Origin of the sequence: Chloroflexus sp., assembly GCF_049970315.1 — a bacterium.
GTDB lineage: Bacteria > Chloroflexota > Chloroflexia > Chloroflexales > Chloroflexaceae > Chloroflexus.
This window is the reverse complement of sequence record NZ_JBMFNE010000019.1, coordinates 1-19,894: the sequence shown is the minus strand read 5'-3', so window position 1 is coordinate 19,894 and position 19,894 is coordinate 1. Positions and strand designations below refer to the sequence as shown.

The window sequence follows — 19,894 nt, the reverse complement described above, 5'->3', positions numbered from 1 at the left end:
TCGCTTTCCGTGTTTCAGTGCTCTACCGTGAGCCGAAAGTATTGAAAGAAGCCCTTGAGCGCACCACCAACGCCCAAAGGGTGATGTTTCAGTGCTCTACCGTGAGCCGAAAGTATTGAAAGCCCACCCTCGCGGCTGGGGCCCCCGCGCGACGCGGTGTTTCAGTGCTCTACCGTGAGCCGAAAGTATTGAAAGTTATTATTTGAGTCAGGATCAGCAAAGAAGCTGTAAATAGTTTCAGTGCTCTACCGTGAGCCGAAAGTATTGAAAGTTGACGCGCTCCGCTTCTGTGCACGATCACGCGTTTCAGTGCTCTACCGTGAGCCGAAAGTATTGAAAGTTTCGTGATGGCGATGTCGACACCATCGCCTATGCGGTTTCAGTGCTCTACCGTGAGCCGAAAGTATTGAAAGCGTGTACGCGAGCACGTCATACACGAAGCGCGCATCGGTTTCAGTGCTCTACCGTGAGCCGAAAGTATTGAAAGCGGATGGTATGACACTGAATACCAGCCGTCAGACCGAGTTTCAGTGCTCTACCGTGAGCCGAAAGTATTGAAAGCTCATCTCCTGTTTCCTTCCCAACCGTCGCGCCGTTGTTTCAGTGCTCTACCGTGAGCCGAAAGTATTGAAAGCTAGCGTAGTTGGCATACGCGAGCCGAGAGAGCTCGGTTTCAGTGCTCTACCGTGAGCCGAAAGTATTGAAAGTTATCGAATTGTCCAGTGATGGTTAGTGATTAGTGAAGTTTCAGTGCTCTACCGTGAGCCGAAAGTATTGAAAGAAGTAATGTCTTGCCCGAACCGTACCGGCCCAGGATCGGTTTCAGTGCTCTACCGTGAGCCGAAAGTATTGAAAGCGTTCAATCTCAACAGCGCGAACATAACGACTCAAGTTTCAGTGCTCTACCGTGAGCCGAAAGTATTGAAAGTTGGTACTGCCGGCGGTTTCGGCGCGCCGACTGCGTGGCAGTTTCAGTGCTCTACCGTGAGCCGAAAGTATTGAAAGGCGGGATCGCGTTGAACCCAAACCGAAACCCAACCGTTTCAGTGCTCTACCGTGAGCCGAAAGTATTGAAAGCGAATCCATGATATTCACCGACAAGACGATACCGCCAGTTTCAGTGCTCTACCGTGAGCCGAAAGTATTGAAAGACCGCGCCGGCTCTGCGTGCTCCAGCTCTGCATGCTCGTTTCAGTGCTCTACCGTGAGCCGAAAGTATTGAAAGATAGATCGTGTACTCAGTGCGCAAAGCTGGAGCAATCAGTTTCAGTGCTCTACCGTGAGCCGAAAGTATTGAAAGACGAAAACGCAAGAAATTTAATAGATGATCTGCCGGGTTTCAGTGCTCTACCGTGAGCCGAAAGTATTGAAAGTTGTGCTCTCTTGCTCTACTGCTTCTATTCTAGCGTGGTTTCAGTGCTCTACCGTGAGCCGAAAGTATTGAAAGGCTGCGCGCGAGCGGAGCGCGTCCCCCACCGTCACGTTTCAGTGCTCTACCGTGAGCCGAAAGTATTGAAAGCCGGCGTTACCGTGATCAGACCCGGGACCGAGAAGTTTCAGTGCTCTACCGTGAGCCGAAAGTATTGAAAGGCAATACTCTCGTAAACAACACAGATGCGCTCCTGTGTTTCAGTGCTCTACCGTGAGCCGAAAGTATTGAAAGCTTCCTCAACCCAACGAGTCGTAAAGCAGATTCCTTCCGTTTCAGTGCTCTACCGTGAGCCGAAAGTATTGAAAGTTGGCTCCAGCGTTTCTTGCGATCTTTACGTACCCCGTTTCAGTGCTCTACCGTGAGCCGAAAGTATTGAAAGAAAATACTTTCGAAAACCCAAGTAGAAGATCCCGTCGGTTTCAGTGCTCTACCGTGAGCCGAAAGTATTGAAAGTCAAGCCCAGCTCTGAATGTCTTCACGAGCCCACTTGTTTCAGTGCTCTACCGTGAGCCGAAAGTATTGAAAGAGCCCCACAACGCCACAACCAAGCCGCGTAGCGCACGTTTCAGTGCTCTACCGTGAGCCGAAAGTATTGAAAGTTCTTCCTCAAGAACGCGAGAAACGCTTTTATTTCGCGTTTCAGTGCTCTACCGTGAGCCGAAAGTATTGAAAGTGCTGCAATGAAGTATTTGCAGCGTGCTTCCTTCAAGTTTCAGTGCTCTACCGTGAGCCGAAAGTATTGAAAGGAAGCCCAGATAGAAGATGCCATCACGCTCCGCGCCGTTTCAGTGCTCTACCGTGAGCCGAAAGTATTGAAAGTCAATATACTTTCTATCCCTGTGTGGGCCTACCGCCTGGTTTCAGTGCTCTACCGTGAGCCGAAAGTATTGAAAGGCAATTATAACATACGAGAACGTGTAATAGCCGGAGTTTCAGTGCTCTACCGTGAGCCGAAAGTATTGAAAGTAACTCCACGCCTCATCAGCTAAAATGATGTGCTCTGCGTTTCAGTGCTCTACCGTGAGCCGAAAGTATTGAAAGTATCTATCATGCAACGCATGATATGTTCGTGTCGAGTTTCAGTGCTCTACCGTGAGCCGAAAGTATTGAAAGACGTCTTCCAGCACCGTTGTCACAAGTGAAACGCCGTTTCAGTGCTCTACCGTGAGCCGAAAGTATTGAAAGATTGACTGGACGTGGGATTGGAGCGGGAACACGTAGTTTCAGTGCTCTACCGTGAGCCGAAAGTATTGAAAGTGTAATTGCTGAGATCAGATCCGCCAGTGTCATCCGGTTTCAGTGCTCTACCGTGAGCCGAAAGTATTGAAAGGGTGTCGCAGTCGGCGTCGCAGTCACAGTAAGAAAGTTTCAGTGCTCTACCGTGAGCCGAAAGTATTGAAAGCTGTATTCTTTCACGAGTCGCAAGTTCGGGATCGCGAGGTTTCAGTGCTCTACCGTGAGCCGAAAGTATTGAAAGCTTAAAAAAGCCAAAAAAGACTTGAGCTCACGAGGCGGTTTCAGTGCTCTACCGTGAGCCGAAAGTATTGAAAGCTAGTGGCGTGATCTCGAACTTGCCGCTCGCGATTCCGTTTCAGTGCTCTACCGTGAGCCGAAAGTATTGAAAGTTACCCCCGACGCGCGATTGCAAACAAAAACCACGCAAGTTTCAGTGCTCTACCGTGAGCCGAAAGTATTGAAAGACTGCCGCCCCGACCAATCCCACGACCAGCTAATCGAGTTTCAGTGCTCTACCGTGAGCCGAAAGTATTGAAAGTCGCGTATAATATCGCATTCGTGCCAATATCTCCTGGTTTCAGTGCTCTACCGTGAGCCGAAAGTATTGAAAGAACGGCGTCATAGCCCTTACCGTTTGCGTACTTAAAGTTTCAGTGCTCTACCGTGAGCCGAAAGTATTGAAAGTGTATCCTCGTGCGCGATGGCGCAAGCACGATGTACGTTGTTTCAGTGCTCTACCGTGAGCCGAAAGTATTGAAAGAAGAAGATAATTAAATATGGACAAGAGAACACGTTGTGTTTCAGTGCTCTACCGTGAGCCGAAAGTATTGAAAGCGCAAACTACCAGCACAACCCAACGGGTGGTGCGCATGTTTCAGTGCTCTACCGTGAGCCGAAAGTATTGAAAGCCATACGTCTGCGCGTTCCAATCCCAGCTCCAATTAAGTTTCAGTGCTCTACCGTGAGCCGAAAGTATTGAAAGCGCGCCAAAGATCGGGGGATAGAATTCAAACTGCAATGTTTCAGTGCTCTACCGTGAGCCGAAAGTATTGAAAGATTGCAGCTTTGGCGCATGATGGCGGCCCGCTCACGGTTTCAGTGCTCTACCGTGAGCCGAAAGTATTGAAAGGCAGTATTTGCAAGCCACCACCGCCGGAGCTGGTGTCCGTTTCAGTGCTCTACCGTGAGCCGAAAGTATTGAAAGGTAATATGGCCAAGCGGCGCTTATCCATCTGGGAGGTTTCAGTGCTCTACCGTGAGCCGAAAGTATTGAAAGGTAATATGGCCAAGCGGCGCTTATCCATCTGGGAGGTTTCAGTGCTCTACCGTGAGCCGAAAGTATTGAAAGCTAATATGGCCAAGCGGCGCTTATCCATCTGGGAGGTTTCAGTGCTCTACCGTGAGCCGAAAGTATTGAAAGGTAATATGGCCAAGCGGCGCTTATCCATCTGGGAGGTTTCAGTGCTCTACCGTGAGCCGAAAGTATTGAAAGGTAATATGGCCAAGCGGCGCTTATCCATCTGGGAGGTTTCAGTGCTCTACCGTGAGCCGAAAGTATTGAAAGGTAATATGGCCAAGCGGCGCTTATCCATCTGGGAGGTTTCAGTGCTCTACCGTGAGCCGAAAGTATTGAAAGGTAATATGGCCAAGCGGCGCTTATCCATCTGGGAGGTTTCAGTGCTCTACCGTGAGCCGAAAGTATTGAAAGGTAATATGGCCAAGCGGCGCTTATCCATCTGGGAGGTTTCAGTGCTCTACCGTGAGCCGAAAGTATTGAAAGCGCCATTCGGGCGGCCAAACGAGATAACTTAGTCAAGTTTCAGTGCTCTACCGTGAGCCGAAAGTATTGAAAGAACGATGGTATATGCGAACGTGTAGTAGCCAACCGGCGTTTCAGTGCTCTACCGTGAGCCGAAAGTATTGAAAGCGCCCTGTCTCTTCCTGTTCGCCGTCGCTGTCTACTTGTTTCAGTGCTCTACCGTGAGCCGAAAGTATTGAAAGGCGACGCGGTCGACGATTGGGACAGGCAAGAAGCTAGTTTCAGTGCTCTACCGTGAGCCGAAAGTATTGAAAGTCAGTTAAGATTTTTTTAAACGCGCATCATCCGCTGTTTCAGTGCTCTACCGTGAGCCGAAAGTATTGAAAGGTTGGACGTTACAAGACCCAGCCGTCCGGTATGGCGAAGTTTCAGTGCTCTACCGTGAGCCGAAAGTATTGAAAGATGAAGAGGTTTGCGTATATCGAGAAGCATATCCGCCGTTTCAGTGCTCTACCGTGAGCCGAAAGTATTGAAAGTCAACAGCATTGTTCGGAGTGTTGGGTATGTTAATGTTTCAGTGCTCTACCGTGAGCCGAAAGTATTGAAAGCTACCCCCTACGCAATAGTGCAAACAAGAACCATGCCAGTTTCAGTGCTCTACCGTGAGCCGAAAGTATTGAAAGGGCCCGAAGCCGACAGCGACGGTCGGGAAACCAGAGAGTTTCAGTGCTCTACCGTGAGCCGAAAGTATTGAAAGTGCATGAACTTGCGCAAATCATCCTTGACCGCGCGCGTTTCAGTGCTCTACCGTGAGCCGAAAGTATTGAAAGCGTTGCCAAAGTCAGTGATGGTGAACATGAGGAAACGTTTCAGTGCTCTACCGTGAGCCGAAAGTATTGAAAGTAGATAACGAGCGATGAAAGAACAACGACCGTCTGGGTTTCAGTGCTCTACCGTGAGCCGAAAGTATTGAAAGAGTCTGACTACCACAGGCTTTGGCATTTGGGCCGCCTGTTTCAGTGCTCTACCGTGAGCCGAAAGTATTGAAAGGTCTTTATCGTCGTCTCGGTCGGCGTCTTTCTGGCGCGTTTCAGTGCTCTACCGTGAGCCGAAAGTATTGAAAGCGCCGAACCGATCGAGAGCACGAACCCAGCGAAGCTGTTTCAGTGCTCTACCGTGAGCCGAAAGTATTGAAAGGGGAGCAACCAACGGTGGTGCAGTTGGTACTGCTTGTGGTTTCAGTGCTCTACCGTGAGCCGAAAGTATTGAAAGCCAATACTGGACGCTTTCTATATCGAACCGAAAGACGGTTTCAGTGCTCTACCGTGAGCCGAAAGTATTGAAAGATAATAGATAGTAAGCCCGTCGCTTTCGGTAGCGACGTTTCAGTGCTCTACCGTGAGCCGAAAGTATTGAAAGTTAGTGGTAGGGTAAAAATGTTAATTGTGGAGCATCGGTTTCAGTGCTCTACCGTGAGCCGAAAGTATTGAAAGGTCTCGCAGTTGCTGGACGCAGTGCTCGTTACCAAGCGTTTCAGTGCTCTACCGTGAGCCGAAAGTATTGAAAGGTTCGCCAGCTTGAAGTTGCATACCACCCACCGCTGTTTCAGTGCTCTACCGTGAGCCGAAAGTATTGAAAGAGAAATAATTGTGGTACGTATTAGATACGTACCGCGTTTCAGTGCTCTACCGTGAGCCGAAAGTATTGAAAGTCGATCGTTTCATCAGTTAAGAAATCTACTAATGAAGTTTCAGTGCTCTACCGTGAGCCGAAAGTATTGAAAGCTGAGCTCATGTTTGGGTACATCCGAGCCCTTTTGGGTTTCAGTGCTCTACCGTGAGCCGAAAGTATTGAAAGGCTTCTGGAACTCTAAGCGCCAGATCATAGCAGCTTTGTTTCAGTGCTCTACCGTGAGCCGAAAGTATTGAAAGATAGCCGATCACCTGTTGTTGCGTCAATGCCCATAGAGTTTCAGTGCTCTACCGTGAGCCGAAAGTATTGAAAGAGTACCAAAAAGTCCGCATCATTAACTGAAGCCTCGACGTTTCAGTGCTCTACCGTGAGCCGAAAGTATTGAAAGGCCGTTCCGCGGCAACCTTTCTGCGCGCTTGCACGGTTTCAGTGCTCTACCGTGAGCCGAAAGTATTGAAAGCCAACCCCCACCACTCCGCCAACGCCGACCACTACGCGTTTCAGTGCTCTACCGTGAGCCGAAAGTATTGAAAGCATACCGGTACCTGCGGGCGTTAGACGCAGCGTACAGCAGTTTCAGTGCTCTACCGTGAGCCGAAAGTATTGAAAGCTTCTCACGATAACGGGGGAAGGCTTACATTCACGCGTTTCAGTGCTCTACCGTGAGCCGAAAGTATTGAAAGTGTTTGGTGGCGGACGGTGGGGTTTACTTGCGCCGCCGGTTTCAGTGCTCTACCGTGAGCCGAAAGTATTGAAAGGAACACAAAGCTTGCCGCTGCGCATGCAAACGTAGCGGTTTCAGTGCTCTACCGTGAGCCGAAAGTATTGAAAGAAGGTGTGATCTCGAATTTTCCGCTCGCGGTCCCCGTTTCAGTGCTCTACCGTGAGCCGAAAGTATTGAAAGAATGCTAACTTCTGTAAGAAACGCCGACGTGATGCAGTTTCAGTGCTCTACCGTGAGCCGAAAGTATTGAAAGTGAGTTAAAAAGTTTTCTCGCCTACTTGAGGAAGAAGTTTCAGTGCTCTACCGTGAGCCGAAAGTATTGAAAGTGCACGGCTAAAGCCGCGAATCGTGCCGCGCTTGGTGTTTCAGTGCTCTACCGTGAGCCGAAAGTATTGAAAGACAACGCTTGATGCACCGGTCACGCCGATACCGGCAGTTTCAGTGCTCTACCGTGAGCCGAAAGTATTGAAAGTCGCAGAGAAGGCGCAATTACAGCTGGAGCACGAAGCGCGTTTCAGTGCTCTACCGTGAGCCGAAAGTATTGAAAGTATTGCGTAGGGGGTAGCATGACAATATATGTGTACGTTTCAGTGCTCTACCGTGAGCCGAAAGTATTGAAAGAAAATGGTGGTGCTGGGGCCCCTTCTCTCTCTATCAGTTTCAGTGCTCTACCGTGAGCCGAAAGTATTGAAAGCGCGGTTGGCGTCATCGTGAGCGGACCGGTAACCGAGAAGTTTCAGTGCTCTACCGTGAGCCGAAAGTATTGAAAGCAATAATCGGAGGTGGCTCCGTAGTAAACGGGTACGTGTTTCAGTGCTCTACCGTGAGCCGAAAGTATTGAAAGCTTGCTTTGTTGTGCGCTGAACGATATCGCACCACGTTTCAGTGCTCTACCGTGAGCCGAAAGTATTGAAAGTTCCGTTGTTTGTCACGCTGACATATCATAGACGCTGTTTCAGTGCTCTACCGTGAGCCGAAAGTATTGAAAGCGCGCGGCTCAATGTAGAAAGCATCCAATATTGGCGTTTCAGTGCTCTACCGTGAGCCGAAAGTATTGAAAGGTATCGACCTAAAATGGCGGCAACACGGTATCCAGCAGTTTCAGTGCTCTACCGTGAGCCGAAAGTATTGAAAGGCATCAACCCCCACGCCAACCCCTCCGCCAACCCCCAGTTTCAGTGCTCTACCGTGAGCCGAAAGTATTGAAAGCAAAATTCGCAAGTTGCACCTGTTTTGTCTGAACAAGTTTCAGTGCTCTACCGTGAGCCGAAAGTATTGAAAGGATTCGCCGGCATGCGCGCTCGGTGCTCGCGCGACGTGTTTCAGTGCTCTACCGTGAGCCGAAAGTATTGAAAGTGCCAACCCGCGCGCGAATACAGAAAGCCAGCCGAGCCGTTTCAGTGCTCTACCGTGAGCCGAAAGTATTGAAAGCGTTCCTGCGCGCGTCAATGAAGTATTTGCAGCGCGTGTTTCAGTGCTCTACCGTGAGCCGAAAGTATTGAAAGTGGAGCACCCCGACGCTGATACTCCATCCGCCAGATGCGTTTCAGTGCTCTACCGTGAGCCGAAAGTATTGAAAGCGCGTATCCTCACGGAGTGGGTTTGCCTTTGGTAAAGTTTCAGTGCTCTACCGTGAGCCGAAAGTATTGAAAGTTCTATCCGTTGTCGCATTCAACAAGACAGTTGTTGGTTTCAGTGCTCTACCGTGAGCCGAAAGTATTGAAAGTCAACCGCGACGCCAACGCCAACTGCTACCGCGTGGTGTTTCAGTGCTCTACCGTGAGCCGAAAGTATTGAAAGTGATGGACTGACTATTTGTGCTATCATTTACGATGTAGTTTCAGTGCTCTACCGTGAGCCGAAAGTATTGAAAGGCCTTCTCGCTCGATCTGCACAACAGCGAGACGCTGTCAGTTTCAGTGCTCTACCGTGAGCCGAAAGTATTGAAAGTCATGTATGCGCGCTCGGGCTGGACCGAGTTTGGCGTTTCAGTGCTCTACCGTGAGCCGAAAGTATTGAAAGAAGGCGTGCAGCTGGTGGTACTCGACGCGCGCTGCTATGTTTCAGTGCTCTACCGTGAGCCGAAAGTATTGAAAGAGTAAACGCAAGGTGCGTTTACACGAAAAAACGTACCGGTTTCAGTGCTCTACCGTGAGCCGAAAGTATTGAAAGGCGCGCAAGTGCGCGCGACGAAGGACGGTCGCCAGGTGTTTCAGTGCTCTACCGTGAGCCGAAAGTATTGAAAGAGTACGCGCTGTTGCTGCCGTTTGCCGTTGGTAGAAGTTTCAGTGCTCTACCGTGAGCCGAAAGTATTGAAAGCAAAGCGTTGCGTCCGTTGTACCAGTTTGCCGGTTACCGTTTCAGTGCTCTACCGTGAGCCGAAAGTATTGAAAGTCTCCTTCCTTCCCGACCGTCGCTGGTTTCCCGATCGCGTTTCAGTGCTCTACCGTGAGCCGAAAGTATTGAAAGTGATTGCAAACAGGAGCGAATCTGTGTTATTTACGGTTTCAGTGCTCTACCGTGAGCCGAAAGTATTGAAAGGGTTGCACGGACTCACTGTGCGCGTCGTAGTGCACGGTTTCAGTGCTCTACCGTGAGCCGAAAGTATTGAAAGTTATCTAGATGATGTCCAGCCAGAATCGTTTGCTGTTTCAGTGCTCTACCGTGAGCCGAAAGTATTGAAAGGAAAAACTGAACCCACCGTTCGTTAGCCTTCCCCCGTGAGTTTCAGTGCTCTACCGTGAGCCGAAAGTATTGAAAGCGTTTATCGTTTATCGTTTATCGTTTAGTAGCAGGAAGTTTCAGTGCTCTACCGTGAGCCGAAAGTATTGAAAGCTCTCAAGATTACCGCGATGCTCAATTACTAACATAGTTTCAGTGCTCTACCGTGAGCCGAAAGTATTGAAAGTGGACTGGTTGGCGTTACTGTTGTTAGCGAACGCCTTCGGTTTCAGTGCTCTACCGTGAGCCGAAAGTATTGAAAGTATCGCAAAACATGCAAAAGCCCGACGCGAACACGTCGTTTCAGTGCTCTACCGTGAGCCGAAAGTATTGAAAGCAGACCCGGGACCGAGAACGGCGTCGCGGTTGGCGGGTTTCAGTGCTCTACCGTGAGCCGAAAGTATTGAAAGCGTGCTGCGATGCGATACCTGCAGCGCGAAAATTTTCGGTTTCAGTGCTCTACCGTGAGCCGAAAGTATTGAAAGACTAGCCCTCTATGGGCATTGACGCAACGGGAGACTATGTTTCAGTGCTCTACCGTGAGCCGAAAGTATTGAAAGTGATCTCGCTATATTTGACGTCGAGTATCGGCAGAATGTTTCAGTGCTCTACCGTGAGCCGAAAGTATTGAAAGGAACGCGATTAAATTAGGGAAACGAAGTCATTTAGCTGTTTCAGTGCTCTACCGTGAGCCGAAAGTATTGAAAGCAAACTGGAGCGGTCCAGTTGTGCGGACGGTTAGGTTTCAGTGCTCTACCGTGAGCCGAAAGTATTGAAAGAACGATTATCATTTTTAATCATTTTTAATAAGGTACCACGTTTCAGTGCTCTACCGTGAGCCGAAAGTATTGAAAGCCTTCCCCCGTCATTGTGCAACAGCGAGACGCTGTCAGTTTCAGTGCTCTACCGTGAGCCGAAAGTATTGAAAGGCTGGCGCATCAGGTGTTGAAGCGCAGTTGGGCTGAGTTTCAGTGCTCTACCGTGAGCCGAAAGTATTGAAAGTGTCGCCGTCTACCAATGCATCCAACCTGAAAAAGAGTTTCAGTGCTCTACCGTGAGCCGAAAGTATTGAAAGCCGTAGCGCTCGCGTGGCTACTGTTTGCAATCGTGGTTTCAGTGCTCTACCGTGAGCCGAAAGTATTGAAAGTATAGACGCTGTATTGCGTTTGCAATGCCGGAGCGCGGTTTCAGTGCTCTACCGTGAGCCGAAAGTATTGAAAGCAACTGGACCGCTCCAGGTGGCCGGCCCGAAGCCGCCAGGTTTCAGTGCTCTACCGTGAGCCGAAAGTATTGAAAGTTTTTCTGAGAAACGCAAGAAAACTTTTCAACTCCCGGTTTCAGTGCTCTACCGTGAGCCGAAAGTATTGAAAGCCAGCGCGCCGGCTGGCGCGAACTCGGCACTTCGTCGTTTCAGTGCTCTACCGTGAGCCGAAAGTATTGAAAGTCGCGCCTGTGGCGCGCGCAAAGCTGGAGCGAGCAAGTTTCAGTGCTCTACCGTGAGCCGAAAGTATTGAAAGGTTGGACCAGATCCCCCCGGGTTTACGATGAAAAGTGTTTCAGTGCTCTACCGTGAGCCGAAAGTATTGAAAGACCACATCACGCGCACGTTGTCAATACCCTTGTTGGCGGTTTCAGTGCTCTACCGTGAGCCGAAAGTATTGAAAGGGGAGTGGGTTTTCCCTGACTCCCCTCTCCTTTACGGTTTCAGTGCTCTACCGTGAGCCGAAAGTATTGAAAGCCGGAGTCGCTGGCGCAAGCACGATGTTAGACTTGAGGTTTCAGTGCTCTACCGTGAGCCGAAAGTATTGAAAGCGTTCGTTAGCCTTCCCCCGTACTCATAAAGCCTTCCCCGTTTCAGTGCTCTACCGTGAGCCGAAAGTATTGAAAGTGCTCTACCGTGAGCCGGCAGCACCTGGTCGGCGGCAGTTTCAGTGCTCTACCGTGAGCCGAAAGTATTGAAAGAGATCACATCGGGCTGTTGCAGTGCCCACAACGGATCGGTTTCAGTGCTCTACCGTGAGCCGAAAGTATTGAAAGGATACTTTGCCACCTCGACATCACTCATTGCGTACCTGTTTCAGTGCTCTACCGTGAGCCGAAAGTATTGAAAGAAGCGCACCGCCCACACCTAGCGGATGATGCGCATCAGTTTCAGTGCTCTACCGTGAGCCGAAAGTATTGAAAGAGAAACGCATCACACCATGCCGCACGCGCTTGGCGTGGTTTCAGTGCTCTACCGTGAGCCGAAAGTATTGAAAGGTGATCATTTGCTCTCCCCCTCCCCCGTCGCTCATGTTTCAGTGCTCTACCGTGAGCCGAAAGTATTGAAAGCGTCAATTGCTTCATACGGCGCTTGCACAAACCCGGTTTCAGTGCTCTACCGTGAGCCGAAAGTATTGAAAGCCAACGTGTACACACCTACCACCAGCCCGTGGTTTCGTTTCAGTGCTCTACCGTGAGCCGAAAGTATTGAAAGAAAGAAATAAAAGCGTTTCTCGCGTTCTTGAGGAAGAAGTTTCAGTGCTCTACCGTGAGCCGAAAGTATTGAAAGAACGAAATGTCAAGTTTTCGTTCTATGTTTATCCTATGTTTCAGTGCTCTACCGTGAGCCGAAAGTATTGAAAGCTGTTTTTGCCACTGTTCCGTCCGGCGTCGCTCATCGGTTTCAGTGCTCTACCGTGAGCCGAAAGTATTGAAAGATGAACGCGACGGAAGACACCGTCGCGAAGATTGATGGTTTCAGTGCTCTACCGTGAGCCGAAAGTATTGAAAGTATAGTGTTCTTGCGGTCAGTTAGTTAGTTAGTGAAGTTTCAGTGCTCTACCGTGAGCCGAAAGTATTGAAAGTACCAACATCGACAGCCCGCACGACTGGACCGCTCCGTTTCAGTGCTCTACCGTGAGCCGAAAGTATTGAAAGAAACGCTCTGCAGCAACGTTTCTACGCGCTGTGATGTTTCAGTGCTCTACCGTGAGCCGAAAGTATTGAAAGGCTCGTCAAACGCAGTAATCCAGCTTCGTTACGCTGTTTCAGTGCTCTACCGTGAGCCGAAAGTATTGAAAGTCCATCGAGCACGCGCACAGTGTGATTGCGTTTCAGTTTCAGTGCTCTACCGTGAGCCGAAAGTATTGAAAGGAAAGACATTCTGCACCAGCGGTTGACAATCCGTTGTTTCAGTGCTCTACCGTGAGCCGAAAGTATTGAAAGTGCAAACAACTACACCGTTGTACGACATTTCCCAACGTTTCAGTGCTCTACCGTGAGCCGAAAGTATTGAAAGACGGACAAGAAGGTGCTGGTCGCCATTGACTCTTCGTTTCAGTGCTCTACCGTGAGCCGAAAGTATTGAAAGCTAGCAAGCGCTAGCTATGCTATGTTGTTTAGTAGAGTTTCAGTGCTCTACCGTGAGCCGAAAGTATTGAAAGCTATACAAACTCTCGTGAACAAAATTGTTCACAAGTTTCAGTGCTCTACCGTGAGCCGAAAGTATTGAAAGGCGATGAGCCAGCGTAGTAACGCAACTGCATAATAGCGTTTCAGTGCTCTACCGTGAGCCGAAAGTATTGAAAGCCTAATTGGTCGCGCTTTGTGGCGTACCATCGCTGGGTTTCAGTGCTCTACCGTGAGCCGAAAGTATTGAAAGACGCGAATCCGGTACGCCCACACCGGAACGGAGAAGAGTTTCAGTGCTCTACCGTGAGCCGAAAGTATTGAAAGGTACATGCAGTACGCGATTGTAAAACTTGCTGCTGAGTTTCAGTGCTCTACCGTGAGCCGAAAGTATTGAAAGTGATATGTTCGTGTCGACTGTTGGCGTCTTCGTTGGTTTCAGTGCTCTACCGTGAGCCGAAAGTATTGAAAGATGCCAGCCCCAGCTAAGATGAGGCCGGCCTGTACGGTTTCAGTGCTCTACCGTGAGCCGAAAGTATTGAAAGTCCGGCTGCCGGCTTCGGTGCGCCGGTACCGTGGCAGTTTCAGTGCTCTACCGTGAGCCGAAAGTATTGAAAGTTCTCCAACCGCGCCTTCGCTCATCGCTCCAGCTCGTTTCAGTGCTCTACCGTGAGCCGAAAGTATTGAAAGTCTTTTCTCCTTCTTCTTTCCCGACCGCGTCTGCCTTGTTTCAGTGCTCTACCGTGAGCCGAAAGTATTGAAAGGCGCGAGCGCGGATATGTGAAAACAGCGAGGAACGAGTTTCAGTGCTCTACCGTGAGCCGAAAGTATTGAAAGGTCGAGCCAGGGAGCGCGTAGGTGACACAGAGCCCCGTTTCAGTGCTCTACCGTGAGCCGAAAGTATTGAAAGTCCAGTAGCGCCGGGGCTTTTTGTGTTTGGCCAATAAGTTTCAGTGCTCTACCGTGAGCCGAAAGTATTGAAAGGATGCGCGCGTTGCGATGGACAAGGTCATTGCTGCGGTTTCAGTGCTCTACCGTGAGCCGAAAGTATTGAAAGAGGGCTTTTTGCTTGGTGGCGTCTACTTGATGCGACGCGTTTCAGTGCTCTACCGTGAGCCGAAAGTATTGAAAGAGATTGTCATGTTACCCCCTGCGGAGCAATGCAAACGTTTCAGTGCTCTACCGTGAGCCGAAAGTATTGAAAGACGATTATCATTTTCACTTAATCACTTAATACCACGTTTCAGTGCTCTACCGTGAGCCGAAAGTATTGAAAGTTGTAAATTTATCACCTCCGCCACCTCAAACTGTGGGTTTCAGTGCTCTACCGTGAGCCGAAAGTATTGAAAGAACCCCACCGTCCGCCACCAACACGAAAAAGCCCTGTTTCAGTGCTCTACCGTGAGCCGAAAGTATTGAAAGTCCATCCACACCACTTTGGTGTGGACCTCAGTCATGATGTTTCAGTGCTCTACCGTGAGCCGAAAGTATTGAAAGTCGTCACGAACTCGTAACATTTGATGTTGAGTATCGGTTTCAGTGCTCTACCGTGAGCCGAAAGTATTGAAAGGTCCAAATGAAGCAAGTGCAGTTAGCAAACTTCCAGCGTTTCAGTGCTCTACCGTGAGCCGAAAGTATTGAAAGCGAAGCCGGCAGCTGGACCGAACGGCGCAACAGTTGTTTCAGTGCTCTACCGTGAGCCGAAAGTATTGAAAGCCCCACGTGTCATGGTACGTTAACGTGACAAAGAGGTTTCAGTGCTCTACCGTGAGCCGAAAGTATTGAAAGGTTTGCGCCAGCGCGCACGCGGATACACAAACACCGCAGTTTCAGTGCTCTACCGTGAGCCGAAAGTATTGAAAGGGCTTCGAGCAACCTGACGACCTGGCGCCGGCCTTCTGTTTCAGTGCTCTACCGTGAGCCGAAAGTATTGAAAGTAACGCTCTCTGTCTCCCCCGTCGCTGCTGGAGCGAGTTTCAGTGCTCTACCGTGAGCCGAAAGTATTGAAAGAGGTCGCCTCAAGTGCTCACGGACCAGCTGAAGGCCGTTTCAGTGCTCTACCGTGAGCCGAAAGTATTGAAAGTAGCGATCACCTGCGCGCTACCCTCGATTGACCACAGTTTCAGTGCTCTACCGTGAGCCGAAAGTATTGAAAGGGGTAGTGATGGGCCGTCGCAGGTTATCGGTGTGGGAAGTTTCAGTGCTCTACCGTGAGCCGAAAGTATTGAAAGGCCCCAGAGCGCGACGACCAGACCTTTCAACGAACGTTTCAGTGCTCTACCGTGAGCCGAAAGTATTGAAAGGCCCAATAAGCTCTTCCGGCTGTGGGTCAGTATGATGTTTCAGTGCTCTACCGTGAGCCGAAAGTATTGAAAGATATATGTACTGAAACCAACGGTCAGATGGTTGATATTGTTTCAGTGCTCTACCGTGAGCCGAAAGTATTGAAAGTACGCTAACCGATCCTCACCACTTAACTTGACCCAACTGTTTCAGTGCTCTACCGTGAGCCGAAAGTATTGAAAGTTCCCTTCGTTTTTTTGTCACTGTTTGGCGCGTTTCGTTTCAGTGCTCTACCGTGAGCCGAAAGTATTGAAAGGCTACCGGGTGGTGTCAATCGTTGGGCGTTACGGTTCGTTTCAGTGCTCTACCGTGAGCCGAAAGTATTGAAAGTGCCAGCTGCCGCAGCTGGAAGCAGCCGGCGCACCGGTGTTTCAGTGCTCTACCGTGAGCCGAAAGTATTGAAAGTTACCTTGGCCGCCCCCTCAATGCTCCACACCGCGCGTTTCAGTGCTCTACCGTGAGCCGAAAGTATTGAAAGTTAATGCAAGCCTTCCCGTTCGATCCGTACAGAAGGTTTCAGTGCTCTACCGTGAGCCGAAAGTATTGAAAGTCAGCACGGCGCGATGTGGGATTCAGAAAGATAAACGTTTCAGTGCTCTACCGTGAGCCGAAAGTATTGAAAGGTACCGACCAACCACCGAAACAACGCGATACCCAGGTTTCAGTGCTCTACCGTGAGCCGAAAGTATTGAAAGTGTACGTACCCCTGCCGTTCTCACGTATGACAGTAGACGTTTCAGTGCTCTACCGTGAGCCGAAAGTATTGAAAGCTCAGCATCAATAACGACTGTATCACCGCGCGTGAGTTTCAGTGCTCTACCGTGAGCCGAAAGTATTGAAAGGTGGTATTTTTTATCTGCGTTTCAAGAAGTATTACGGCGTTTCAGTGCTCTACCGTGAGCCGAAAGTATTGAAAGATAATAGATAGTAAGCCCGTCGCTACCGAAAGCGACGTTTCAGTGCTCTACCGTGAGCCGAAAGTATTGAAAGACTCTAGGCGCCAGATCAGCGCTGCACGCGGAAATGTTTCAGTGCTCTACCGTGAGCCGAAAGTATTGAAAGATACACTACAAGCGACGCGAGCACAACGACCGTCGTTTCAGTGCTCTACCGTGAGCCGAAAGTATTGAAAGGTACTGCCGCCCATCCCAACTCCACGTCCAGTCAATGTTTCAGTGCTCTACCGTGAGCCGAAAGTATTGAAAGTAGATTGTGTATTCATCTTCTTCTTCTTCTCTCAGAGTTTCAGTGCTCTACCGTGAGCCGAAAGTATTGAAAGCCAGCTGCGTTGGACCCGGTCCCCCCGGGTTTATGATGGTTTCAGTGCTCTACCGTGAGCCGAAAGTATTGAAAGTGCTCTATTTGGCCGGGTACCGTGTTGCCGCCATCATGTTTCAGTGCTCTACCGTGAGCCGAAAGTATTGAAAGGCATATGATCTCACACCGCGCCAGTCCTGCAAGCGCGTTTCAGTGCTCTACCGTGAGCCGAAAGTATTGAAAGATTGACTGGACGTGGGATTGGTCGGGTCGGACGTAGTTTCAGTGCTCTACCGTGAGCCGAAAGTATTGAAAGCAATCCGTACATCTTTCTCAACCCAACGAGTCGCAGTTTCAGTGCTCTACCGTGAGCCGAAAGTATTGAAAGCAGCCCTACTGAAGAACGTCCTTTTGCAACTACCTGTTTCAGTGCTCTACCGTGAGCCGAAAGTATTGAAAGGCGAACAGAAGCCAACCAATCGCAACCGAAAAGACGTTTCAGTGCTCTACCGTGAGCCGAAAGTATTGAAAGCGAATATCGGGCCAAGGATCGGATCGGCGCCAAATCCAAGTTTCAGTGCTCTACCGTGAGCCGAAAGTATTGAAAGGCGGTAGCACTCACGGATTGGATATTGAAGCGGCGCTGTTTCAGTGCTCTACCGTGAGCCGAAAGTATTGAAAGCGGTAGTGGCAGCAGCAGTGGGCCGCGTACCAGCGGTGTTTCAGTGCTCTACCGTGAGCCGAAAGTATTGAAAGTTCTTCCGCAGATACGCCAAAAAAGACTTTATCTCTTTGTTTCAGTGCTCTACCGTGAGCCGAAAGTATTGAAAGCCCTACATCGCGCCGTGCTGACTCGTTCCTCGTTTTGGTTTCAGTGCTCTACCGTGAGCCGAAAGTATTGAAAGCCTTTGCAATCGAAGCTGGCGTTGTATAGACGCTTACGTTTCAGTGCTCTACCGTGAGCCGAAAGTATTGAAAGGTCCCGACTGCGACGTTGGGATTAATCATCGTAGCAGGTTTCAGTGCTCTACCGTGAGCCGAAAGTATTGAAAGCCGATCCGTTGTGGGCGCTGACTCGACAGTATGTGATGTTTCAGTGCTCTACCGTGAGCCGAAAGTATTGAAAGACCGCTTCCGGCGTATGGGCAAGTGATTTTTGGGTAGTGTTTCAGTGCTCTACCGTGAGCCGAAAGTATTGAAAGCTGGCTGGCGTTACTGTTGTTAGCGAACGCTTTTGGTTTCAGTGCTCTACCGTGAGCCGAAAGTATTGAAAGGACACTTGGCCAAGTGAACACGTTATCTTGGCGGACGGTTTCAGTGCTCTACCGTGAGCCGAAAGTATTGAAAGAATTGTGGACCACGCCCCGAGCGCCTCTAAGAGCGCCGTTTCAGTGCTCTACCGTGAGCCGAAAGTATTGAAAGTTGGGAAGGACGGGACAGACGATGAGAAGTAGCAGAGTTTCAGTGCTCTACCGTGAGCCGAAAGTATTGAAAGCAACACGTTCGTTAAACACTACCGGCAACAAGACATCAGTTTCAGTGCTCTACCGTGAGCCGAAAGTATTGAAAGAGACAACAACACAACGAGCGGTGGTGTTACCTACGGTTTCAGTGCTCTACCGTGAGCCGAAAGTATTGAAAGGCGCACGGGTCGAAAACAAGAGGAGCAACAGCGAAGTTTCAGTGCTCTACCGTGAGCCGAAAGTATTGAAAGTGGAACGTCGATTGCGTACACGTGCACCGTTTGGTTGTTTCAGTGCTCTACCGTGAGCCGAAAGTATTGAAAGGTGGTTGTTGCACCTATTCTGCTCCTGTTCTCACTGCTGTTTCAGTGCTCTACCGTGAGCCGAAAGTATTGAAAGCGTGGTGGTCGACGTGGTATTATCCGCACTTTTAGTTCGTTTCAGTGCTCTACCGTGAGCCGAAAGTATTGAAAGGACTTGTCATTATCAAAGTAGAAACACCGTCGTTGGGTTTCAGTGCTCTACCGTGAGCCGAAAGTATTGAAAGTTAGTGAGGTGTGTTATGTGGTACAAGTCATTCCGTGGTTTCAGTGCTCTACCGTGAGCCGAAAGTATTGAAAGCACATAGTCGATGCCGACGCTAACGTCCTTTGTGACGTTTCAGTGCTCTACCGTGAGCCGAAAGTATTGAAAGCGCGAGCCGGTCAGCGTTGCCAACTCTCGTCCAGACGTTTCAGTGCTCTACCGTGAGCCGAAAGTATTGAAAGTCACGCGTACTCCGCATAAACTCGCCGAACCAAATGTTTCAGTGCTCTACCGTGAGCCGAAAGTATTGAAAGCGCCGTATGTCGTTTGCGCTGTATACCGGTACTTAAGTTTCAGTGCTCTACCGTGAGCCGAAAGTATTGAAAGTCGCAAACAATATCCAAGCCAACGCTACCGAAAGCACGTTTCAGTGCTCTACCGTGAGCCGAAAGTATTGAAAGCAATTGGGTATCGTTCCTTTGTCCCACCGTTTGGCAGTTTCAGTGCTCTACCGTGAGCCGAAAGTATTGAAAGAAACGCTCTGCAGCAACGTTTCTGCGTAGCGCGATGGTTTCAGTGCTCTACCGTGAGCCGAAAGTATTGAAAGAGCGCGCGCGCGGATATACAAACACGGCGAGAAACGCGTTTCAGTGCTCTACCGTGAGCCGAAAGTATTGAAAGGCGCGCGCGCGGATATACAAACACGGCGAGAAACGCGTTTCAGTGCTCTACCGTGAGCCGAAAGTATTGAAAGGCGGTAACTCCTCGTTCGCCCGCAGACGCGCTCGCACTGTTTCAGTGCTCTACCGTGAGCCGAAAGTATTGAAAGACATTTTGTCACCTCACTATCACTACTATCACCAGGTTTCAGTGCTCTACCGTGAGCCGAAAGTATTGAAAGCGCGCTGCATCAGATCAATCGGCGGCGGGAGTTCAGTTTCAGTGCTCTACCGTGAGCCGAAAGTATTGAAAGGTCTCCTGCTGGTCGCCGGTGCAGCCAGTCAGGAGGTTTCAGTGCTCTACCGTGAGCCGAAAGTATTGAAAGAGTGCTACAGCGAGCAGCGTCTTGCCTGAGCCGTAGGTTTCAGTGCTCTACCGTGAGCCGAAAGTATTGAAAGTGCCAATCAAGTACGAACCTGTTCGCGAAGGGCACGCGTTTCAGTGCTCTACCGTGAGCCGAAAGTATTGAAAGTACGAGCGCGATATAGATCGTGTACTCAGTGCGCAAGTTTCAGTGCTCTACCGTGAGCCGAAAGTATTGAAAGTGGTGACGGGATTGTTGCCGGAGCAACAACGTACAGTTTCAGTGCTCTACCGTGAGCCGAAAGTATTGAAAGCGCGCCGGCTCTGCG

Annotated in this window: 1 CRISPR repeat array (cut by a window edge). The window is 49.9% G+C overall.

Going from position 1 to position 19,894, the window contains the following annotated elements:
• Positions 1-19,879: direct repeats of the CRISPR family, unit length 37 nt; unit sequence GTTTCAGTGCTCTACCGTGAGCCGAAAGTATTGAAAG (it extends 1,458 nt beyond the left edge of the window).
• Between the last annotated feature and the right edge of the window lie 15 nt (positions 19,880-19,894).